Annotated in this window: 16 protein-coding genes; 15 read left to right on the top strand and 1 reads right to left on the bottom strand. The window is 71.2% G+C overall.

Annotation, left to right across the window (positions count from 1 at the left end):
- The 7 genes from EOE66_RS21880 to EOE66_RS20010 form a co-directional block, all read left to right on the top strand.
- Positions 1 to 736, top strand: a 736-nt coding sequence (locus tag EOE66_RS21880) for a rhamnogalacturonan lyase family protein (RefSeq protein ID WP_441347004.1), incomplete at its 5' end; no start/stop codon positions are given.
- Positions 733 to 4,749: a beta-galactosidase gene (locus tag EOE66_RS20035; protein WP_128230502.1), complete on the top strand. Its 4,017-nt coding sequence runs from the start codon at positions 733 to 735 to the stop codon at positions 4,747 to 4,749. The genes EOE66_RS21880 and EOE66_RS20035, both read left to right, overlap by 4 nt.
- 65 nt (positions 4,750 to 4,814) lie before the next feature.
- Positions 4,815 to 5,978, top strand: coding sequence for a beta-galactosidase BglB (gene bglB / locus EOE66_RS20030; RefSeq protein WP_128230501.1), 1,164 nt, complete (start codon positions 4,815 to 4,817; stop codon positions 5,976 to 5,978).
- Between the two features lie 2 nt (positions 5,979 to 5,980).
- Positions 5,981 to 7,570, top strand: a complete 1,590-nt coding sequence (locus EOE66_RS20025; RefSeq protein ID WP_128230500.1) for an MFS transporter — start codon at positions 5,981 to 5,983, stop codon at positions 7,568 to 7,570.
- A 7-nt stretch (positions 7,571 to 7,577) separates the two neighbouring features.
- Complete coding sequence (locus EOE66_RS20020; RefSeq protein ID WP_128230499.1) at positions 7,578 to 10,343, top strand: exo-rhamnogalacturonan lyase family protein; 2,766 nt, start codon at positions 7,578 to 7,580, stop codon at positions 10,341 to 10,343.
- Between the two features lie 5 nt (positions 10,344 to 10,348).
- A complete protein-coding gene (locus EOE66_RS20015; RefSeq protein ID WP_128230498.1) occupies positions 10,349 to 12,892 on the top strand; it encodes a serine hydrolase in 2,544 nt (847 codons plus the stop codon).
- A complete protein-coding gene (locus EOE66_RS20010) occupies positions 12,889 to 13,923 on the top strand; it encodes an arabinan endo-1,5-alpha-L-arabinosidase (RefSeq protein WP_128230497.1) in 1,035 nt (344 codons plus the stop codon). The genes EOE66_RS20015 and EOE66_RS20010 overlap by 4 nt, the downstream gene beginning before the upstream one ends.
- Here the strand turns inward: EOE66_RS20010 and EOE66_RS20005 are convergent.
- Positions 13,842 to 14,747: a DeoR/GlpR family DNA-binding transcription regulator gene (locus EOE66_RS20005; RefSeq protein WP_128230496.1), complete on the bottom strand. Its 906-nt coding sequence runs from the start codon at positions 14,745 to 14,747 to the stop codon at positions 13,842 to 13,844. The two genes, EOE66_RS20010 and EOE66_RS20005, sit on opposite strands and share 82 nt — an antisense overlap.
- Before the next feature lie 124 nt (positions 14,748 to 14,871).
- Here EOE66_RS20005 and EOE66_RS20000 point away from each other — a divergent pair, with 124 nt between their 5' ends.
- The 8 genes from EOE66_RS20000 to EOE66_RS19965 all read left to right on the top strand — a co-directional run bounded on the left by EOE66_RS20000 (position 14,872) and on the right by EOE66_RS19965 (position 22,721).
- A complete protein-coding gene (locus EOE66_RS20000) occupies positions 14,872 to 16,254 on the top strand; it encodes a glycoside hydrolase family 28 protein (RefSeq protein ID WP_164885195.1) in 1,383 nt (460 codons plus the stop codon).
- 25 nt (positions 16,255 to 16,279) lie between these two features.
- Complete coding sequence (locus EOE66_RS19995; protein ID WP_375137493.1) at positions 16,280 to 16,630, top strand: L-rhamnose mutarotase; 351 nt, start codon at positions 16,280 to 16,282, stop codon at positions 16,628 to 16,630.
- 8 nt (positions 16,631 to 16,638) lie between these two features.
- Positions 16,639 to 17,445, top strand: coding sequence for a DUF6250 domain-containing protein (locus tag EOE66_RS19990; RefSeq protein WP_128230494.1), 807 nt, complete (start codon positions 16,639 to 16,641; stop codon positions 17,443 to 17,445).
- 74 nt (positions 17,446 to 17,519) lie between these two features.
- A complete protein-coding gene (locus EOE66_RS19985) occupies positions 17,520 to 18,827 on the top strand; it encodes a S41 family peptidase (RefSeq protein WP_205702763.1) in 1,308 nt (435 codons plus the stop codon).
- Positions 18,828 to 18,846: 19 nt separating this feature from the next.
- Positions 18,847 to 19,716 (top strand): alpha/beta hydrolase, encoded by an 870-nt coding sequence (locus EOE66_RS19980; RefSeq protein WP_128230492.1) that lies wholly within the window; start codon positions 18,847 to 18,849, stop codon positions 19,714 to 19,716.
- A gap of 19 nt (positions 19,717 to 19,735) precedes the next feature.
- A complete protein-coding gene (locus EOE66_RS19975) occupies positions 19,736 to 20,968 on the top strand; it encodes an ABC transporter substrate-binding protein (RefSeq protein ID WP_128230491.1) in 1,233 nt (410 codons plus the stop codon).
- Positions 20,965 to 21,870: a carbohydrate ABC transporter permease gene (locus EOE66_RS19970; RefSeq protein WP_128230490.1), complete on the top strand. Its 906-nt coding sequence runs from the start codon at positions 20,965 to 20,967 to the stop codon at positions 21,868 to 21,870. The genes EOE66_RS19975 and EOE66_RS19970 overlap by 4 nt, the downstream gene beginning before the upstream one ends.
- Positions 21,870 to 22,721: a carbohydrate ABC transporter permease gene (locus EOE66_RS19965; RefSeq protein ID WP_128230489.1), complete on the top strand. Its 852-nt coding sequence runs from the start codon at positions 21,870 to 21,872 to the stop codon at positions 22,719 to 22,721. The genes EOE66_RS19970 and EOE66_RS19965 overlap by 1 nt, the downstream gene beginning before the upstream one ends.
- Position 22,722 lies beyond the last annotated feature (1 nt).

Below are 22,722 nucleotides of genomic sequence, written 5' to 3'. Positions count from 1 at the left end.
CGGCAGCGGCGGCCAGCTGCTCTACAGCACCGGCCTGGGCCACGGCGACGCGCTGCACGTCGGCCAGCACGACCCCGCGCGGCCCGGCCGGCAGATCTTCATGGTGCACGAGAGCCCCAAGAGCTACGGCGAGCACGGCCTGTCGATGCACGACGCCGCCACCGGCGCGCTGCTGTGGAGCGCCCCGGGCCAGAACACCGACATCGGCCGCGGCCTGTGCCTGGACATCGACGCCGCGCACGCGGGCGTGGAGTGCTGGGCCTCGGTGGGTGGCCTGTACAACGCCCGCGGCCAGCTCATCGGCAGTGCCAAGCCCCGCGCGATGAACTTCGGCCTGTGGTGGGACGGCGACCTGCTGCGCGAGACGCTGGACGGCACCACCGTGGCCAAGTGGCTGCCCGAGAGCGGGCAACTGCAACCCCTGCTGCAGGGCCGCGCGTTCCGGCCCGTGGGCGCCGCCAGCAACAACGGCACCAAGGCCACGCCCGTGTTCAGCGCCGACATCCTGGGCGACTGGCGCGAAGAGGTGGTCTGGCGCAGCGCCGACAACACCGCGCTGCTGATCTTCACCACGCCCCACCCCACGCCGCACCGCCTGGTGACCTTGATGCACGACACGCAGTACCGCGCGCAGGTGGCGGCGCAGAACGCCGGCTACAACCAGCCGCCGCACCCTTCCTTCTTCCTCGGCGCCGGCATGGCCGTGCCGCCGCGCCCCTCGCTCGCCTTGCCTTGAAAGCCGTTCCGTCCTCCCCCCGCGCCTGGCGTCGTTTCCTCGGCGCCCACCTGGTCTCGCACATCGGTCTTTTCGGCGTGGCCGTCGGCCTGGTGCTCGCGCTGGCAGCCGTCACCGTGCTCGCGCAAGACCTGCCAGGGCAGACCAGCGCGCACGGCGCCGTGGGCAGCACGGCCGCGCCCGTGCAGGCCGCGCCGCGGGTGGCCGGGCCGGCGAAGGGCCAGCGCTTCCTGATCTCGGCCTTCGCCGCCACCTCGCAAAACCAGCTGAGCCTCTTCACCTCGAAAGACGGCAGCACCTACACCTCGCTGCATTCCGAGGTGTGGCAGCCGCCGCAAGGCCTGCTGCGCGACCCGAGCATCGTGCGCACCGCCGACGGCTGCTGGGCCATCGTCTACACCACGGGCTGGTCGGGCAGCACCTTCGGCGTGGCGCGCTCCTGCAAGCTCAACGACTGGCAGCATGTGGCCGATGTGCCGGTGGACCTGCCCGGCGTGAGCAACGTCTGGGCCCCGGAGTGGTTCCGCGATGACGACGGCAGCCTCAGCGTCATCGTCTCGCTGTCGAAGAACGGCCTCGGCGGCCCGTTTGCGGCCTACCGCCTGCAGCCCAGCAAGCCCGACTTCAGTGCCTTCGGCGCGCCACAGCTGCTGCGCGGGCTGGAGGCGCGCAACCCCATCGACACCTTCATCGTGAAGGAAGGCGGCCGCTACATCGCCTTCACCAAGCACGAGACCACGAAGCTCATCGAACGCGCCTGGGCTGACAAGCTCGAAGGTCCCTGGACCTACGACCGCACCGGCGACTGGGCCGGCTTCGGCGGCCCGCTGGAAGGCCAGGCGCTGGTGCGCATCGTCGACGCGCAGGGGCGCCCCGGCTGGCGGCTGCACGCCGACAGCTACATGGACAAGCGCTACGTCTACAGCGACAGCTTCGACGGCCTGAACACCTGGACGCCGCGGCGCGAGATCGTCGGCGCCTCGGGCTCGGCACGGCACTTCACGGTGCTGGCCGAAGACGCCGCGCACCTGGAAAAAGCCACCGCGCCCACCGGCACGCCGCGCCAGATCACCTGGGACCGGTACTCGCTGATGATCGACGGCCAGCGCCAGATGGTGTGGGCCGCGGAGTTCCAGCCCTTCCGCCTGCCCAGCCCCAGCCTGTGGCGCGACGTGCTGCAGAAGTACAAGGCCATCGGCCTGAACGGCGTGTCGCTCTACTTCGCCTGGGGCTACCACTCGCCGCACCCGGGCCACTACGACTTCACCGGCGTGCGCAACCTCGAGAAGCTGCTGCAGATCGCCAAGGAGGAGGGCCTCTACGTGATGGTGCGACCCGGGCCCTACGTGAACGCCGAACTCAGCATGGGCGGCTTCCCGGGCTGGGTGACCCGCCAGCGCGGCGAAGCGCGCACCGACGCGCCCGACTACCAGGCCGCGGCCGGCGAATGGCTCACGCAGGTCAACGCCATCATCGCGCGCTACCAGCTCACCACGGGCGGCGGCACCGTCATCGCCTACCAGCTGGAAAACGAGCAGTTCTCGGTGCAGCCCAAGAACGCGCGGCACATGCAGTTCCTGGCCGACAAGGCGCGGGCCGACGGCATCACCGTGCCGCTGTTCCACAACGCGGCCTCGCGCCTGCCCGACTGGACACCGAAGAACAGCACCGCGCCCTTCGCCAACCCGGGCCCGACGGACCTGTACGCCTTCGACGGCTACCCCGGCGGCGTGTGCGACGTGCACGGCCAGCCGGGCGCCCCCTCTGCCGTGCCCAACTGGGGCATCTACGGCAAGAACATTCCACGCGTGGGATCGCTGGCCTCGCCCCACACCCCGGGCTTCGGCGCCGAGATCGGCGCTGGCTGGTTCGACTATTGGGGCAGCAACGGCACCTACGGCTGCACAGCCCTCCGCCAGGGCGTGGGCTACCAGCGTCTGTTCTACGGCAGCAACCTCATCAACCGCATCGTCATTCACTCCATCTACATGGGCTTCGGCGGCACCACCTGGGGCTGGCAACCGGCGCCGGTGGTTTTCACCAGCTACGACTACGGCGCGCCCATCGACGAAGCGCGCGGGCTGCGCGACAAGGCCTACGGCCTGAAGGCGCTGGGCCGTTTCATCCAGGCTGCGCAGCCGGTGCTCGCGCAGATGGACATCGGCCCCTCCGTGGCCCCGAGCGATGCGCGCGTCAAGCTGTACCACAACGTCAACACGGCACTGCAAAGCCACGTGTTCTTTGCGATGCCCTTCCTGAACACAGGCATCGACTCCGACATCTTCAGCTTCAGCTTCGAGATCGACACCACCGACGGCCGCTACCGCGTGCCGCAGGCCGGCTCGTTGCAGATCCGCGGGCAGGACGCGAAGTTCATGCTCGCCGCGGTGGACCTGCAGCGCCAGCGGCTGGTCTACAGCACTTCGGAACTCTGGAGCCACCTGCGCCAGGGCGCGCACGACCTGCTGGTGCTGCACGGGCGCAAGGGCGAAGACGGCGAGACCGTGCTGCGTTACGCCAGCCGCCCGCGCTTGAAGGTGCTGGCCGGCAGCGTGCAGCAGCACTGGGATGCCGCGCGCGGCGACCTGCGCTTGAACCACGCGCACCAGGGGCTGATCGAGCTGGAGATCGACGGCGGCGGCCGCGCTCCGATGCGCCTGCTGATCGCCGACGAGCCCACCATCGCGCAGTTCTGGCAACTGCAAGCCGGTGCCGACACGGTGCTCGTGCAAAGCCCCGCGCTGCCGCGACAGGCGGCCCGCGATGGCGCCACGGTGGCCCTGCAAGGCGACACAGAGAGCCCGAGCGCGCTGCGCGTGTGGGCCGCCGCTGAAGTGAAGGCCCTGCGCTGGAACGGCCGGCCCGTGGCCGTGGCTGCCGCCGCGGGCGCCAGCCTGGCTGCCCGCAGCCCGCTGCCCGGCCCGCTGCAACCGGGCCGCGACTACACGCTGCCCGAGCTCAGCGCCCTGCCCTGGCTGCGCCGTGCCGATGTCGGCGAAGCGCAGCCCGCCTTCGACGACAGCCGCTGGCGCGCCGCCAACGCTTTCAGCTCGGCCGCGCAGGTGTGGAGCGCCAGCGAGCGCGGCGCGCCGGTGCTGGCGATGAGCGACTACGGCTTCCACCGCGGCGACATCTGGTACCGCGGCCGCTTCACGACCACCGAAAGCACCGCCGCAGCCGGCAAGCCGCTGGAACTGCAGCTCTACTACGGCGCCGGCGGTGCAGGCCTCATCCAGGTGTGGCTCAACGGCCAGTTCCTGGGCCAGCACGAGCTCGACGCCGGCCGCCCCTTCCCCGAAACCACCGACACCTTCCGCCTGCTGCTGCCCGCGCTGCCGGCGGGCGAACACGTGCTGGCGGTGAAGGTGCGCAACAACGGCCACAACTGGGATCTGTTCGCCGACGATGCGCACAAGGAGGCCCGCGGCCTGATCGCCGCATCGCTGGCACCACGCGCCGGCCGCCGCCACAGCCTGCCCATCACGTGGAAGCTGCGCGGCGCACCCGAGGCCATCGGCGACCTGACGCGCGGCCCCTACAACAACGGCGGCCTCGGCGGCGAGTTCCTCGGCTGGTACCTGCCCGCGGCCCCCGACCGCGACCTCAGCACCGGCTGGCAGCGCGTGAGCCCGCAGGCCGCGCCGCCCGGGCCCGGGCCCTACTGGCTGCGCACCAACTTCACGCTGAACCTGCCCGAAGACCACGACGTGCAGCTCGGCCTGGCCTTCGGCGACACCACGGTGCCGCGCTCGCCGAACGCGCAGTACCGCGTGCTGATCTTCGTCAACGGCTGGCACATGGGCCAGTTCATCGCCCACGTCGGCCCGCAGCGCGTGTTCGTGCTGCCGCCAGGCATCGTCAACCCGCGCGGCGAGAACACGCTGGCCCTGGTCGTCACCAGCGACGGCGAGCCCGCCAACGCGCTGGAAGACGTGAAGCTCGTGCAGCTGCGCAGCGCCCGCGGCGGCGTGCCCTTGCAGGTGCTGCCGCCGGCGCGTTACCTGCAGCGCTGAGACGCCGGCCCTCTTGCCCCACTCGCGCAACACTCGCGCCTGAAATCTTCTCGACACCGTTTGCCATGAACAACCAGGTTCTCGTCCCCACCCACCCCGAGCGCATCCACCCGCTGCTGGGCCACCACGTCGCCGGCCTCGGCGCCGACCGCGCCGATTGGCAAGACACCATCCGCCGCGTCATCCACAACCTCGTGAACATCAAGGACGTGGACGGCAGCTTCCTGCTCAAGCTGGAAGACGGGCGCGTCATCGACACCAAGAGCTGGCACGGCTTCGAGTGGACCCAGGGCATCGGCCTCTACGGTCTGTGGAAGGTGTGGCAGATGACGGGCGACGAAGCCGCCTGGGCCACCATGACGCAGTGGTTCACCGATCGTTTCGCCGAAGGTTCGCCCTCGCGCAACATCAACACGGTGGCGCCTTTCCTGACGCTGGCCAACCTGTTCGAGCGCACCGGCACGCCGGGCTACCAGCCTTACCTCGACGTGTGGGGCGAGTGGGTCTTCAAGCAGATGCCGCGCACCGAAGAAGGCGGCCTGCAGCACATCGTCTACAACAGCGTGAACCACCAGCAGCTGTGGGACGACACGCTGATGATGAGCGTGCTGCCGCTGGCCCGCATCGGCCAGGTGCTCAAGCGCCCGCACTACATCGAAGAAGCCAAGCGCCAGTTCATGGTGCACGTGAAGTACCTGGCCGACCCCGCCACCGGCCTGTGGTTCCACGGCTGGACCTTCGAGGGCCGCCACCACTTCGCACGCGCCCGCTGGGCGCGCGGCAACTCGTGGGTGACCATCGCCATCCCCGAGTTCATCGAGATGCTGGCCCTGCCCGAGGGCGATGCGCTGCGGATGTTTCTCACCGAAACCCTGCTCGCGCAGGTGAAGGCGCTGGCGCCGCTGCAGACCGAAAGCGGCATGTTCCGCACGCTGCTTGACGACCCCACTTCTTACGAGGAAGCAGCCGCCACCGCGGGCTTTGCCTACGGCATCCTGAAGGGCGTGCGCCTGGGCCTGCTGCCGGCCGAGTTCGAGGCCGTGGGCCGCCGCGCGGCGCTGGCCGTGCGCCGGCACATCAACAGCGCGGGTGAGCTCACGCAGGTGTCCTTCGGCACGCCGGTGTTCCACACGCTGCAGGAATACAAGGACATCCCGCTGACCAGCATGCCCTTCGGGCAAAGCATGGCGCTGCTGGCCCTGGTCGAATTCAACTACCGCTTCCTGTGAACATGGGCGCTGTGTCTGCCAGCGGCGCGCCGCCGCGCCAACCCACCTGGCGCAACTACTGGGGCTGGGGCTCGGGCGACATGCTCGGCGCCGGCGCACAGGCCGTCATCACCGGGTGGCTGTTCTACTTCTTCACCACCTTCTGCGGGCTCAGCGCCGTGGAGGCGGGCTTGATCCTGGGCCTGCCGCGGCTGATCGAGGCCGTGAGCTGCCCGGTCATCGGCTACCTCTCGGACAACCTGCGCCACAGCCGCATCGGCCGGCGCATCGGGCGGCGTCGGCTCTTCCTGCTGATCGTGCTGCCGCTGCTGCCCAGCTTCGCGCTGCTCTTCGTCACCGGCCACGGCTTCTGGTACTACCTGGCCGTCTTCATCTTCTTCGAGCTGCTGTACACGATGTTCCTCATCCCGTGGGAAACCATGGCCGCGGAGATGAGCAAGGACTACGCCGAGAAGGCCAAGTTCGCCGGCGCGCGCATGCTGGTGGCGCAGGGCTCGGCCATCCTGGCGAGCTACCTGCCCACGCTGCTGATCAACCAGTTCGGCGGCAAGGACTCGGCCGAGCCCTTCTTCTGGATGGCGGTGATCTTCGGCATCCTCTTCAGTCTGGTGGTGCTGATCGTGCTGCTGTCTTCGTGGGAGCGGCCCTACACCGAAGAAGAGCTGAAGCAGCCCGTGGCCACGCTGAATTGGGCCGAGGCGGTGCAGATCCCCGGCCGCATGTACCGCGACCTCTTCTCCACGCTGCGCATCCGCGCCTTCCGCCAGCATCTCAGCCTGTACCTGGGCGGCTACCTCTCGCAGGACATCTTCAACACCGCCTTCCCCATCTTCGTGGCCACGGTGCTGATGGGCACGCTGGGCGCCACGCTGGCCATCTCGCAGCTGATGACGGTGATGTACATCGCGCAGCTGGTGAGCGTGATGATCGCCATCCGCGTGGTCATCAAGGTGGGGCCGCTCTACGCCTACCGCGTGGCCATCACGCTCTTCATCAGCGCCACGCTGCTCTACGGCTGGCTCTACCTGCAGCAGCGTGGCGGCAACGCGGCACCGCCCTCGGCGCTGTGGTTGTTCGCGCCCATCATCCTGGCGGGCCTGGGCCGCGGCACGCTGAACTTCGTGCCCTGGTCGGTCTACAACTACCTGCCCGATGTCGACGAGGCCGTGACGGGCCAGCGCCGCGAGGGCATCTTCGCCGGCGTGATGACCATGGTGCGCAAGGTCGCGCAGAGCGCGGCCATCGTGGCCACGGGCTGGCTCATCGACCTGGGCGGCTATGTCTCGCCCAAGAGCCGCCCCGGCGAGGTGGTGGTGCAGACGCCCGAGGCCATCCAGGCGGTGACGCTGGTGATGATCCTCGGCCCCATCACCGCCATGCTGCTGGGCCTGTGGGCCGCGCGCAGCTTCCGCCTGAACGCGGCTTCGCACTGGGTGCTGGTCAACGAAGTGGAACGCCTGCGCCGCGGCGAGACCGAAGCCGAAAGCCCGGCCAGCCGGCGCATCGTCGAAGAGCTGACGGGCTGGCGTTTCGAAGACCTGTGGGGCCGTGGCGGCAAGAACCGCCGCCCGCCCGAAAAGCACTACGACTGAAGCCGCGATGCCCGAGCACCTTCCTCGTTTCAACCGGCGCCAGTTCGTCGGTGGTGGTGCGGCCCTCGGCCTGGCCGCCGCAGGCGGCGCTGCGACGGTGGCACCCGTGGCGGCCGCGCCCGCCAGCAGCGCCGTGCCTGCCGACCCGCTGGCCCTGCGCTGGCTGGACGGCAGCGCCCCCGCGCTGCACGCCGGCACCACCTGGGGCCTGCCCTGGGCCCGCGGGCAGGTGCGGCGCGGCCAGGCGCTGGTGCTGCGCGATGTGCAGGGCCAGGCCCACCCGCTGCAGAGCTGGCCGCTGGCCTATTGGCCCGATGGTTCCTTGAAGTGGACGGCCCATGCCATCGCGCCCGGCGTGAGCGTGGGCGAAGGCTGGCAGGTGCAGCCCCTGCCCGCGGGCCAGGCGGCCCCCAGCACGCCCAGCGTGGTGGTGAGCGTGGCCGAGGCCGCCGAGGCCTTCACCATCGACACCGGCACCGTGGTGGCGGTGGTGCCCAAGCGCGGGCCGCTGCTGGTGCGCAGCGTCACGCGCGGCGGCGTGGAGGTGATGCGCGGCGTGAAGCTGGTGGCGCAGAGCGATGGCCCACCCGAGGGCCAGACGACGGCCACCACTCACTTCGAAAGCCAGCTGGAGCAGGTGACGGTGGAACAGCGCGGCCCGCAGCGCGCGGTGCTGCGGCTGCAGGGCACGCACCGCGCCCTGGCGCCCGTCGGCCAGGTCGGCAAGGTCCGCACCTGGTTGCCCTTCGACCTTCGCTTGTACTTCTACGCCGGCGGCGACGCGCTGCGCGTGATGCACAGCTGGGTTTTCGACGGCGAGCCGCAGCGCGATTTCATCCGCGGCCTGGGCCTGCAGTTCGAGGTGCCGCTGCGCGACGCGCCGCACGACCGGCACGTGCGCTTCGCGGGTGAAGGCAACGGCTTGTGGGCCGAGGCCGTGCGCGGCCTCACCGGCCTGCGCCGCGACCCGGGTGCTGCCGTGCGCGCCGCGCAGCTGGCCGGCCAGCCCACGCCGCCCATGGACGGCTGGCACCCCTCGGTGCGCAAGTTCGTCGAACGCATCCCGGCCTGGGGCGATGTCACGCTCTCGCAGCTGGGCCCCGACAGCTTCCAGATCAAGAAGCGCACGCAGGCCGGCCACACCTGGGTGCACAGCGCCTGGGGCGGCCGCGCCGCGGGCCTGGGGTATGTGGGCGACACACGCGGCGGCGTGGCCTTCGGCCTGCGCGATTTCTGGCAACGCCACCCGGCGCAGCTGGACATCCGCAACGCCCACACAAGCACCGCGCAGGTGACCTGCTGGTTCTGGGCCCCCGAGGCCCCGGCCATGGACCTGCGGCCCTACCACGACGGCCTGGGGCAAGACACCTTCGAGAAGCAGCTCGAAGGCCTGGAAGTCACCTACGAAGACTGGGAGCCGGGCTTCGACACCGCCGTGGGCGCGGGCCGCAGCCACGAGCTCACGCTCTTCGCTCTGGCGGGCACGCCTTCGCGTGAACGGCTCGTGCAACTGGCCGGCCTGGTGCAGACGCCGCCCCTCTTGGTGGCCACCCCGCAGCGTTACCTGAACACCCGCGTCTTCGGCACGCTGTGGACGCTGCCCGACCGCAGCACGCCGCAGAAGGCGGCGCTGGAAGACCGTCTCGACTTCCTCGTCAACTTCTATCAGCGTGAAGCCGAGCAGCGGCGCTGGCTCGGCTTCTGGGACTACGGCGACGTGCGCCACACCTTCGACGCCGACCGCCACGAGTGGCGCTACGACGTCGGCGGCTACGCCTGGGACAACAGCGAACTCTCGCCCGACCTGTGGCTGTGGGGCATGTTCTTCCGCAGCGGCCGGGCCGATGTCTTCCGCTTCGCCGAAGCCATGGTGCGGCACACCACCGAGGTGGACACCTACCACCTGGGCCGCTTCAAGGGCCTGGGCACGCGTCACGGCGTGCTGCACTGGAGCGACAGCGCCAAGCAGCTGCGCATCAGCACCGCGGCCTACCGCCGCCAGTACCACTACCTCACGGCCGACGAGCGCGTGGGCGACGTGCTGCACATGTTGCGCGACGCCGACCGCCAGCTGATCGCGCTGAACCCCACGCGCAAGGTGAAGGACGCGCCCAAGCTGCCACCGGGCCAGGCCGTGATGGGCGTGGGCACCGACTGGGGCTCGATGCTCGCGAACTGGCTCACCGAATGGGAGCGCACGGGCGATGTGCGCTGGCGCGACAAGATCCGGCGCGGCATGACCTCGGTGGCCGGCATGAAACACGGCTTCTTCAGCGCCGCCAGCGCCGGCTACGACCCAGAGACCGGCGAGCTGCGCAGCCTGATCGGCGAGCGTGTGGCCGCCAGCCACCTGAGCGCGGTCTTCGGCCTGGTGGAGATGGTGGCCGAGTTGATCGAGCTGATCGACGTGCCCGGCTTCGAAAAGGCCTGGCTGCAGTACTGCCGCCTCTACAACGCGCCGGTGGAAGAACAGCGGCGTGAACTCGGCATGCCGCACGGCGGCACCAACGCGCTGACGGTGGGCCATTCGCGCCTGACGGCCTATGCCGCGATGCGCCTGAACGACCCCGCGCTCGCGCGCCGCGCCTGGGCCGAGTTCCACGGCGACCGCCGCCGCACGCAGCCGCCGCTGGGCACACGCCGCATCGAAGGCCCGGCCGTGCTGCGGCCGGTGGAGGTGGCACCGTGGATCAGTACGAACGACGCCGCGCAGTGGAGCCTGGCCGCGATGCAGAACCTGGCCTGGGTGGGTGCCCAGTTGCCTAAGGAGTGAAGGCCATGCGGTCGTTGTTGAGCACGTTCACGCTGGCCCTGGCGGCGCTGCTGCCGCTGGGCGCCGTGCACGCGCAAGCCCTCCCCAGCACGCCAGCCCTGCCCACCGCGCAAGCGCCCGCCACCGCAGGGCTGCAGCGCTTCCACTTCGGCAGCGGCCCTGCCCCGGCCGGCGCCGTGCGTGTGGCCGCCGACACACCCTACAGCGCCGAACGCGGCCACGGCTTCGAGCCGCTGGCCGCCGGCAGCGGCCACGCACGCTACTTCTCCGTGGCCTTGCCCGAAGGCAGCTACCGCGTCACCGCCACGCTGGGCGGCACGGCCGAAGCCGGCAACGCCACCCTCAAGGCCGAACTGCGCCGCCTGGTGCTGCCGAACGTGGCCACAGCGCCGCGCCGCACGGCGGAAGCCAGCTTCACCGTGCACGTGCGCAACGCCCAGATCAGCGCCGGCCCGAACCGCGCCGCCGGCCAGGTGGCGCTGCGCGTGCCGCGCGAAAGCGTCGACGAGGCCTGGAACTGGGACGGCAAGCTGACCCTGGAGGTTCACGGTGCGCAGGCGTTGCAGGCCCTGCGCATCGAGCCCGTGCAGGTGCCGCTGGTCTTCGTGCTGGGCGACAGCACGGTGGCCGACCAGTCGCGCGAGCCCTACGCCAGCTGGGGCCAGATGCTGCCGCGCTGGTTCGGCCCCGGCGCCGCGGTGGTGAGCCTGGCGCAGAGCGGCGAGACTTTCCGCGACAGCCTGCAGCGCCGCCGCCTCGACAAGATCCTGGCCCTGGCCCGCCCCGGCGACACCGTGCTGATGCAGTACGGCCACAACGACCAGAAGCAGCTGCGCGACGGCAGCGGCAGCGTGGCCAGCTACCAGGCCGAGATCCGCCAGCACCTCGCCGCGCTGCAGGCCGCGCGCCTGCAGCCGGTGCTGGTGACGCCGGTGGAGCGCCGCTTCTTCGAACCCGACGGTTCCTTGCGCGCCACGCTGGCCGAGCACGTGGCCGCCATGCGCGCCGTGGCCGCCGAGGCCCAGGTGCCGCTGATCGACCTGAATGCCGCCAGCCGCACGCTGTATGCCGCCTACGGCCCGGCCCAGGCGCCCGGGCTCTTCGCCACCGGCGCCGATGGCCGTGTGGACCCCACGCACCACAACAACCCCGGCGCCTGGCTGCTGGCCGGCCTGGTGGCGCAGGGCCTGCAAGACCTGAAGCTGCCGATCGCCGCGCAGCTGCGGCGCGACGCGCCGGTGGTGAACGCGGCACGGCCCCCGGCCCTGGCCGACATCGCCATCGCGGCCAGCCCGCTCACGACGCAGCAGCGGCCCGCGGGCGACACCGACACCGCCGCGAACACAGGCCCGCGGGCGCCCACCGGCGCGGGCGCTGCGCCGGTCTACCCCGAACGCATCACCCGCCTGCAGGCCGCGGTGCAGCGCGAGATCGACCAGGGTCGCCTGGCCGGCGCCGTCACCTACCTGGCGCGGCACGGCCAGCCGGTGTTCTTCCAGGCCCAGGGCCTGGCGCGCGTGGAAGAGAAAGAGGCCATGCGCCCCGACACGCTCTTCCGCCTGGCCAGCATGAGCAAGGCCGTCACCACGGTGGCGGCGATGATGCTGTACGAGGAAGGCCACTTCCTGCTGCGCGACCCCATCCACAAGTGGCTGCCGGCTTTTGCGAACGTGCAGGTGGCAGTGGCGCCGCCCGCAGGTTCGCCCCAGGGCACGCCGCCGCGCCTGGAGAAGCCCAGGCGCGCCATCACCGTGCGCGACCTGCTGCTGCACACCGCGGGCCTTACCTACGGCAGCGGCCCCGCGGCCGACGAATGGAAACGCGCCGGCTTCAACGACTGGTACCTGCTGCACCTGGACGAGAGCATCGCCCAGTGGACCGAACGCCTCGCCAAACTGCCGCTGCAGGGCCACCCGGGTGAGGCCTTCCAGTACGGCTACGCCACCGACGTGCTGGGCCGCCTGGTCGAGATCTGGTCGGGCCTGCCGCTGGAACGCTTCGTCGAGCAGCGCATCACGCAGCCGCTGCGCATGCCCGACACGCACTTCTTCCTGCCGCCGGAAAAGGCACCGCGCCTGGCGCACGTCTACGGCCTGGAAGGCGGGCGCCTCGTGCTGAAGGAAACGCCGGCCAACAGCGATTTCATCCGCGGGCCGCGCAAGCTCGCATCCGGCGGCGCGGGGCTGATCAGCAGCGCGCCCGACTACGCGCGTTTCCTGCAGATGCTGCTCAACGGCGGCGTTCTCGACGGTGTGCGCCTGCTCAACCCGGCCACCGTGGCGATGATGACGCGCGACCACCTGGGCGCGAAGTTCACGGGTGATGCCGAAGGCGCAGGCTTCGGCTTCTGGGTGGCCAGCAACCCCGGCACGCGCAGCGAGCTGGCCAGCCCGGGCACTTACGGCTGGGGCAGCGCCTACGTGCCGCAGTACATGGTCGACCCCGAGACGAAGAGCGTGTTCATCTTCCTGGCGCAGCTGCGCCCCGCGGGCGACAGCACCCTCAACCAGCGCGTGAAGGTGCTGGCCCGCCAGGCGCTGGCGGAATGAACCCGCGGCCGCTGCCCGGGCCGGCGCGCCGGCGTTGGCTGGCCCAGGCCCTGGCCACGGGCGCTGCCGCGTGGGGCCTGGGCGGGGCCGCTGCCCAACCTGCGGCCCCCGCGGCCCCCGCCGCCGAAGAGCCCGGCGGCGGCCTGCGCGGCGAGTTGGCCGCGCACGACCCCACGCTGTGGCTGGCCGCCGATGGCACGCAATGGGTCTTTGCCACTGGCGAGGGCCTGGCGCGCCTCTTCAGCCGCGACGGCCGGCAGTGGGAACGTCGCCCGCCCGTCTTCACGCCCACCAGCAAGCCCGCGTGGTGGGCGCAGCACGTGCCGGCACACCAGGGCCTGGACGTGTGGGCGCCCAAGCTCTTTGCGCACCGCGGCCGGCTGTGGGTGATGTACTCGATCTCCACCTTCGGCAAGCGCACCTCGGCCATCGGCCTGGCCAGTGCGCCGCTGACCGAAGGCGCGGGCGCCGCCACCTGGCGCGACGACGGCGTGCTGCTCACCAGCAGCGAAGCGCGCAGCGACGAGGGCTACAACGCCATCGACCCCGACTTCCACGCCGACGAAGACGGCCGCGTCTGGATGGCCTGGGGCTCGTGGTGGCAAGGCCTGCAGCTCACCGAACTCGACCCCGACACGCTGCGCCCGCGCGGGCCCGTCACGAACCTCGCGCGCCGCCGTGGCGGCATCGAGGCGCCCACGCTGCTGCGCCACGGCGGCCACATGTGGCTGTTCATGAGCTGGGGCCTGTGCTGCAAGGGCGTGGACAGCACCTACGAGATGCGCGTGGGCCGCGCGGCCAGCGTGCAAGGGCCGTTCGTCGACCGTGAAGGCCGCCTGCTCACGGAGGGCGGCGGCACGCTGTTGCTGGCCGGTGGCGCGCGCTTCAAGGGCCCGGGCCACCAGGATGTGATCACCACCCCGGCCGGCGCCGAGATGGTCTGGCACGCCTACGACGCCGAGGCCGCCGGCCAGCCGCGGCTGCGCCGCGCGCTGCTGCGCTGGGGCGCCGACGGCTGGCCTGCGCTGTGATGCACCGCCGCTTCTGCACCCACCACCGGCATCGGGTCTGCCGGCACGGCCTCGGGCGCCACGGCCACCACACGCACGCCCTGGCGCTCCAGCCACTGCACGGCGGCGTCGGGCACGCCGGTGTCGGTGATGACCGTGCTCACGCGGTCCAGGCCGCACAGCAGCAGGCCGCTGCGGCCCTCGAACTTGCTGCTGTCCACCAGCACGTACAGCTGCTCGGCCTGCTGCATCAGCCGGCGCTCGGCCTGCACCAGCAGCGGGTCGGCCTCCACCAGGCCGGCGGCCGAGATGCCGTGCACGCCCATGAACATGCGCGCGGCGTAGTGGTGCTGCGCGATGTCGTTCTCGAAGGGGCTGACGATGACGTTCTGCTCGCGGTAGACGCTGCCGCCGGGCAGGATGACCTGGTTCTCGCTGGTGTTCAGCAAACGCTCGGCGAGCAGGAAGCTGTTGGTCAGGATGCGCAGGCGCCTCGTCGCCAGGAACTCCGCCATCATGAAGGTGGTGGTGCCGCCGTTGATGATGACGGTCTCGTCCGGCAGGCACAGGCCCGCGGCGTAACGCGCAATCGCGCGTTTCTCCGCCGCGCGCTGGCCGATGTTGTGGCGGAAGGTCTGGCTGCGCAGCAGCCCGCCGCCGGCCTGCGGCAGGCGCTGCGCACCGCCGCGCCAGCGCACGAGCTGCTGGCGCGCCGCCAGCCAGGCCAGATCGCGCCGCACGGTGGCGGCCGAAGCGCTCAACCAGGCCATCAGTTCCTCGGTGCTGGCCTGCCCGTGTTCGTCGAGCAGCTTGAGCAGTTTCTTGTGGCGTTTGTGGTTGGTCATCGCGCAGCCCTTCCGTGTGCCCGCGCAGCGTATGCGCAGCCGCGCGCACGAACAATCAGCAAACACGCGCATAGCGCTCACGCGCAGCGCTTGGGTGCGCAGGCCGCGTGGCTGGGGGCCGGCCATGGCTGAACGCCGCGTGTTCACGCCGCAGGACTTCGGCGCCACGCCCGACGGCCCCGCGCCGTGCACGGCCGCGCTGCAGGCCGGCATCGCCGCCGCGGCGGCGGCGGGCGGCGTGCTGCGCCTGGGCACGGGGGTCTGGCGCAGCGGCGCGCTGTTCCTGCAGAGCGGCATGGCGCTGGAGATCGCCGAGGGCGCCACGCTGCGCGGCAGCACCGACATCGCCGACTACCCGCTCATCGACACCCGCGTGGCCGGCATCGAGATGCCCTGGCCCGCTGCGCTGATCAACCTCGTCGGCGTGCAGCGCTGCGCCTTGCGCGGCGCGGGCACGATCGACGGCGACGGCGCCGGCTTCTGGGCGCACTACTGGGCCCTGCGCGCGCAGTACGCGCCGCGCGGCCTGCGCTGGGCCAGCGACTACGACGCGCAGCGCCCGCGCCTGGTGCTGATGCAAGACGCGCAAGACGTCTTCGTGGGCGGCGGCCTGCAGCTGCGCCGCTCGGGCTTCTGGACGCTGCACCTCTGCTACAGCCGCCAGGTGCGCGTGCAGGACCTTGACATCCGCAACAACGACGATGGCCGCGGCCCTTCCACCGACGGCATCGACATCGACTCTTCAGAGCATGTGCTGGTGCGGCGCGTGCGCATCGCGGTGAACGACGACGCCATCGCCTTCAAGGCCGGGCGCGATGCCGACGGCCAGCGCGGGGCGCGCGCCCCGCGCGACGTGCTGGTGGCCGACATCGACGTGCACGACGGCGCCACCGGCGTGGCCTTCGGCAGCGAAACCTCGGGCGGCTTCGAGCGGGTGCGCGTGCGCCGGCTGCGTGTGCGGGCCCCCGTGCCCGTGGGCGTGCTGGTGAAGAGCGCGCGCACACGGGGCGGCTGGGCGCGCGACCTGCGCCTGACCGATGTGCGGCTGGACGGTGTGGCCGTGCCGCTGCGCATCACGCTGGACTGGAACCCGGCCTACAGCCGCGCGGTGCTGCCGCCGGCCGAAGCCGCGAACGCCCCCGCGCACTGGCACACGCTGGCTGCGCCGGTGCCGGCCGCAGAGGGCCTGATGCGCCTGCACGGCCTGCGGCTGCAGCGCCTGCACGCCAGCGGCGCCCACACCGCCTTCGAGGTGGACGCCGACGCGCTGGCGCCCATCGGCAGCCTGCACCTGCAGCACTGCGCCATCGCCGCAGCCCACGGCGGCCACCTGCTCGACGTGCAGGCCGTGCACTTCGAAGGCTGCCGCCTGCAGCTGGGCACACCCGTGGTGCTGCAGCGCGCCGGCGTCGCGCAAGGCCTGCCGGCGGCGCTGCAGACCATCGCCCCCGATCACCCCCGCCGCGATGTCTCGGCCCTGGCGCCGGAAGTGCAGGACGTGCAGTGAACCCCTTTCCCGGACGACACCACCCATGAGCCCCCAACCCAGCACCCACGCCTTCAAGATGCAGCTGCGCGCCGACTTTCCCGGCGTGGTGGCCGAGTACAGAAAACGCCACGACGAGATCTGGCCCGAGCTCGCGCAGGCGCTGCGCGAGGCCGGCATCTTCGACTACTCGATCTTTCTCGACGAGGCCACGCTCGCGCTCTTCGCGGTGCTCAAGCGCCGCCCGGGCGACGCCGCGGCCGACGCGCGTTTCGCGGCGCTGGACACGCTGCCCGTGATGCGCCGCTGGTGGGACCACATGGCCCCGCTGATGCGGGTGGAACCCGGCAACAAGCCACTGCAGTGGCCGCTGCCATCGATGTTCCACCTGCCCTGAAGACACCGATGGTCGGGCTGGCCCTGCTGCGCCGAAGTGCTGCCGCCGCCACGCTGGCCGGCGTGGCCGCCTGCGCCGGCGCTGCGCCCTCGCTGCTGGCCTGCGCGCCGGGGCAGGCGGCGCAGCGCGTGGACGGCGATACCTTCACGCAAGGCCTGGTGCGCTGGCGGCTGGAAGCCCAAGACCCGCGCGCCGTGGTGCAGGCCGAAGGCGGCGTGCTCGACGTGCAGACCCCCGCCGGCCTGAGCCTGTGGTGGCGCAGCGAACTGCAGGGCGATTTCGAACTGCGCTTCACCGCCACCGCCCTGCCCGCCCCGGCCACGGCCGGCGCGCTGGCCGGCCGCATCAGCGACCTCAACCTCTTCTGGCACGCCACCGAGCCCGACGGCCGCGAGCCCGCGCCGCGCAACGGCGCCTTCGCCAGCTACGACAGCCTGCGCCTCTACTACGCCGGCATCGGCGCCAACGGCAACGCCACCACGCGCCTGCGCCACTACAGCGGCACGGGCGCGCGCACGCTGCTCGACGGCTGGGCCGACGGCGCCGAAGCCACGCCGCAAGACCGCCGCGGCGCGATGACGCCGGCCACGCGCCTGGTGGCCGGGCAGCCGGTGCTGCTGCAGCTGCTCTCACGCGCCCCCACGCCCGCCGACCCGGTGCACGCCCGCCTGGTGAAAGACGGGCAGCCCCTCTTCACGCTGCAGGCCGGCGCCGACACGCCCGCACCGCTGCAACGCGGCTGGTTCGCGCTGCGCACCACGGCCAGCCGGCTGCAGCTGCGCGGCTTCGAACTCTGGCAATGTCGCGCCACCTGAAACCCCCTTCTTGCGAGCCACGCTGCATGTCGCCACACCCGAACCCCCCCCGCCCCCGCCGCGCCCTCGGCCCCGTGCTGCTGGCCGCCCTGCTGCTGGGCGCCTGTGCCAGCACGCCGCCGGTGCCGCCCAAGCCCTTCGTGCCCGAGAAGCTGCTGCCCGAGAACCGCAGCGCCGCCTTCGAAGAAGTGGCCAAGCTCATCCGCGAGGAGTACGTCGACCCGCGCCTGAACGGCGTCGACTGGGCCGAGATCACCACGCGCTACCGCAGCAAGGCGCTGAACGCAGCCGACGACGAGGCCTACTGGAAAGAGCTCAACCGCATGGTGGGCGAGCTGCGCGACGCGCACTCGCGCGTGGTCTCGCCGATGGAAGCCAAGGCCACGCGCGACCAGCGCGGCAACCACGGCCTGCGCGTGCAGCCGCACCAGGGGCGCTACCTGGTGATGGGCGTGGTCGGCAGCAGCCAGGCTTCGCTGCTCGGCCTGCGGCAGGGCAGCGAGCTGCTGGCGGTGGACGGCAAGCCCGTGGCCGACTGGTGGGCGCAGCAGGCCGCCGAGGTGCGCGGCAGCTCCACCGAACGTTCGCAGCAAGGCCTCATCAACCAGGCCTTGAACGCCGGCCCCGTGGGCAGCGTGCGTGTGCTGCGCGTGCGCGGCGCCGACGGTGCCGAGCGCGAGTTCACGTTGCGTCAAGACGTGCTGCAGCACCCCCTGGTGCGCAGCCACCACCTGGCCGACGGCACGGGCTACCTGCGTTTCGCGGGTTTCCAGCCGGCGGCCGCGGGCGAGCTCGGGCTGGCCTTGCGCCGCCTGGCCAGCACCGACCGCCTGGTTCTCGACCTGCGCGGCAACCCCGGCGGCCAGCTGAAGATGGCCCTGCAGCTGCTGGGCTGGCTGCTGCCGCCGGGCCAGGCCGGCAAGGTGGTCACGCGCGACAACAAACGCATCACCGCACTGGCCGGCCTGCTGGACGTGACGCCCACGCTGGAGATCACCGCGCAGCCGCTGCGCCTGGAGCAGGCCCTGGCCGTGCTGGTGGACGATGGCAGCGCCAGCGGCGCCGAGCTGACAGCAGCCGTTCTGCAAAGCCGCGGCCGCGCACGCGTGTTCGGTGCCACCACCTGCGGCTGCCTGCTGGCCGTGCGCCAGGGCCGCAACCTGCCCGGCGGCGGCCAGCTGCTGTTCAGCGAGGTGGACATGCTCATCGACGGCAGCAAGCGCATCGAAGGCGTGGGCGTGGTGCCCGAGGAGCCCGTCTTCGCCGACCCCTTGGCCCTGGTGCAGGGCCGCGACGCGGTGCTCGACGCCGCGCGCGCCTGGCTGGCCCGCCAAGCGGCCAAGCCGACACCCGCCCCGTCGCCCGCGCAGGCGCCGGTGTAGCCGCGGCCCAGAGAGCCCCATGACGCCTGATGCCCACCCCAAAGGCCCGCGCCGGCCCGGGCTCGACCCCGAAGCCCACCGCGTGTGGCTGCTGGCCGAAGGCCCGGCCAACACCCTCACCGGCCGCTGGCCCGACCGCGCCTACACGCAGGTGCTGCGGGCCGAGCTGCACAGCCACTTCGCCCCGGGTGCGGCCCGCGGCCGGGCGCTGCTGTGCGCCGGTGGCGGCTACCTGCAGCTGGTGCACGACAAGGAAGGCGTGGAAGTGGCACGCTGGCTCAACGGCCTGGGCCTGGACGCGCACGTGCTGGTGCACCGCCTGCCGGGGCAGGCCGATGGTGCCGGCGGGGTGTGGCCCTCCGACATCGCGCTGCAGGACGGCCTGCTCGCGCTGCGGCACCTGGCCACCGAGGCGGCCCTGCAGCCTGCCCTGCCCTTGCTGCTGATGGGCCTGTCGTCCGGCGGTCACCTGGCCGGCACCCTGGCCTGCCAGGGCGCGCCGGTGCAGGCCGCGAAGGCCTGCGGGCTGCTCATCGGCTATGCGCCGCTGAACGCCAACCACCGCCGCTACAAGGCCCCGGCCGGCAAGCCCGACTACCCGCCGCCCGAGAAGCAGGCCTTCTACGACGCCTGGCCCATCGGCCTGACGCAAGAGCCGCACGGCCTGCCGCCGCTGCCCGTGTTCATCAGCTGCGCGCTGCACGACCCGGTGGTGCCGGTGGACCACGCGCTGAATCTCGTGCGCGGCCTGCAGCAGGCCGGCGGCGATGTCGAAGCGCACATCTTCCCGCAGGCCCCGCACGGCTACGCGCTGCGCGAGCGCGCGGGCACCCACGCCCACTGGCCCGAACTGGCCGAACGATGGCTGCAGCGCGTGCTGCAGCCCTGAACCCCGGAGGAAACCACCGATGAAGAACTTGTCCACCGCCCGCACGCTGCTGGCCACGGCCGCCCTGGCCCTGGCCACCCTGACCCAGGCCGGCACGCTGGTGATCAACACCGACGCTTCCGACCCCGCGCCACGGGCCGCCTGGGAGCAGGTGGCCAAGAGCTTCATGAAGGCCCACCCCGACGTGACGGTGAAGATCAACACCTTCGACCACGAAGGCTTCAAGACCAGCATCCGCAACTTCCTCACCGCCGAGGCCCCCGATGTCGTGACCTGGTACGCCGGCAACCGCATGGCGCCCTTCGTGAAGGCCGGGCTCTTCGAAGACGTGTCGGACCTGTGGGCGAAGGAAGGCCTGGCCACGCAGCTGAAGTCGGCCCACGCCGCGATGACGCTGGACGGCAAGCAGTGGGGTGTGCCCTACACCTACTACCCCTGGGGCCTGTACTACCGCAAGGACCTCTTCGCGCGCCACGGCGTGGCGGTGCCACGCACCTGGCCCGAGCTGCTGGCCGCCAGCGCCAAGCTCAAGGCCGCGGGCATCACGCCGTTTGCCATCGGCAGCAAGGCGCTGTGGCCCACGGCGGGCTGGTTCGACTACCTGAACCTGCGCGTCAACGGCCACGCCTTCCACATGCAGCTGACCAACGGCCAGGTGCCCTACACCGATGCGCGCGTGCAGGCCGTCTTCGACCGCTGGGACGAGCTGGTCAAGCCCGGCTACTTCCTCGCCAACCACGCGGCCATGGACTGGCAGGACGCCGTGCCCGCCTTCGTGAAAGGACAGGCCGCGATGTACTTGATGGGCAACTTCGCGCTCGACCTGATGAAGAAGGGCGGCCTCACCGAAGCGCAGCTGGGCTTCATGCCCTTCCCGAAGATCAACGAGGTGCCGCAGGCCGAAGACGCGCCCACCGACACCGCGCACATCCCGGCGCGCGCCAAGAACAAGGCCGATGCACGGCGCTTCCTGGCCTACCTGGCCCGCGCCGACGTGCAGGCGCAGATGAACGCCACGCTGGGCCAGCTGCCCGTGAACCAGTCCGCCCCGGTGCCGGCCGACCCCTACCTGCGTGACGGCTTCGCGCTGCTGAACAAGGCGCAGGGCCTGGGCCAGTTTTACGACCGCGACGCACCGGCCGAGATGGCCAAGGCCGGCATGGAAGGCTTCCAGCGCTACATGCTCAAGCCCGAGATGCGCGGCGAGATCCTCAAGCGCCTGGAGAGCGTGCGCCAGCGCGCCTACAAGTGAAGGCCGCCGAGGCCGACAGCTGGTGGGTGCGCCACCAGCGCCAGCTCGCACCCTGGCTGTTTCTTGCGCCGGCTTTCGTGCTGTTCGTGCTGTACGTGGTGTGGCCCATCGGCCAATCGATACGCCTGAGCTTCTACGACTGGGACGGCCTGGGCACGCCGCGCTGGATAGGCCTGGGCAATTACGCCGAGTTGATCCACGACGCCGATTTCCGCACCGCGCTGTGGAACAACCTGCTGTGGCTGGTGGGCTTCATGCTGGCCGTGCCGCTGGGCCTGGCGCTGGCGCTCTTCCTGAACCAGACGGTGTTCGGCATCCGCGCCATCAAGTCGCTGTTCTTCTTCCCCTTCGTGATCTCGCAGGTGGTCATCGGCCTGGTGTTCACCTGGTTCTACAACCCGCAACTGGGCCTTGTGAACCATGTCTTCGGGCTCATCGGCCAGCCTGATCTGGCGGTGCTGGCCGATGAAGATTGGGTCACCTTCGCCATCGTCGCCGCGGGCCTGTACCCGCAGGTGGCCTACTGCATGATCCTGTACCTCACGGGCCTGAACAGCATCCGCCCCGACCTCATCGAGGCCGCGCGGCTGGAAGGCGCGCAAGGCTGGCCCATGCTGTGGCGCGTGGTGCTGCCGCAATTGCGCCCGGCCACCTTCATCGCCGTGGTGGTGACGGTGGTGGGCTCGCTGCGCAGCTTCGACATGGTGTCCATCATGACCGCCGGCGGGCCCTACGGCTCCTCGCGCGTGCTGGCGTACTACATGTACGAGCAGGCGCTGTCGGAGTACGGCTACCGCATGGGCTACGGCACGGCCATCGCCACGGTGCTGTTTGCGCTGATGCTGGTCTACATCCTCTTCGTGCTCTGGCGCATCTGGCGCCAGGAGAAGGACCTGGCCTGATGTTCCCCACGCCCATCGAACGCACGGGCCTGCCCGTGCGCACCCTCTACCGCGTGGCACTGCCCGTGGCCCTGGTGGTGTGGTTGCTGCCGTTGATTGCGGTGGCGCTGACCTCCGTGCGCGGGCCGGCCGACATCGTGGCCGGCAACTACTGGGGCTGGCCCACGCAATGGCAGACGGTCGCGAACTACACCGAGGTCTTCACGCAGACCCCGGTGCTGCGCTACATCGGCAACAGCTTTCTGGTGACGGTGCCCACCGTCATCGGCGCGGTGGGGCTGGCCTGCCTGGCCGGCTTTGCGCTCGGCGTCTACCGCTTCAAGGCCAACCTGCTGGTGTTCTTCATCTTCGTGGGCGGCAACTTCGTGCCCTTCCAGATCCTGATGGTGCCGGTGCGCGACCTCAGCCTGCAGCTGGGCCTGTACGACAGCATCACGGGCCTGGTGCTCTTCCACATCGCCTTCCAGACCGGCTTCTGCACCTTCTTCATGCGCAACTTCATCCGCGAGCTGCCGATGGAGCTGGTGGAAGCCGCCCGCCTCGAAGGCGCCACCGAGTGGCAGATCTTCCGCCGCGTGGTGCTGCCGCTCGTGCGCCCGGCGCTGGCTGCGCTGGCGGTGCTGGTCTTCACCTTCGTTTGGAACGACTACTTCTGGGCCACGGTGCTCATCCAGGGTGAACACGCCATGCCGGTGACCGGCGGCCTGAAGGCGCTGAACGGCGCCTGGGTCTCGCAGTGGCACCTGGTCTCGGCCGGTTCCATCGTCGCGGCACTGCCGCCGGTGCTGCTGTTCTTCGTGCTGCAGAAGCAGTTCGTCGCGGGGCTGACGATGGGGGCGACGAAGGGCTGAG

Source organism: Rubrivivax rivuli (assembly GCF_004016505.1).
Classification (GTDB): Bacteria; Pseudomonadota; Gammaproteobacteria; order Burkholderiales; family Burkholderiaceae_C; genus Rubrivivax; species Rubrivivax rivuli.
The sequence above is the reverse complement of the archived record's forward strand: the minus strand, read 5'-3'. Positions and strand labels throughout refer to the sequence as shown.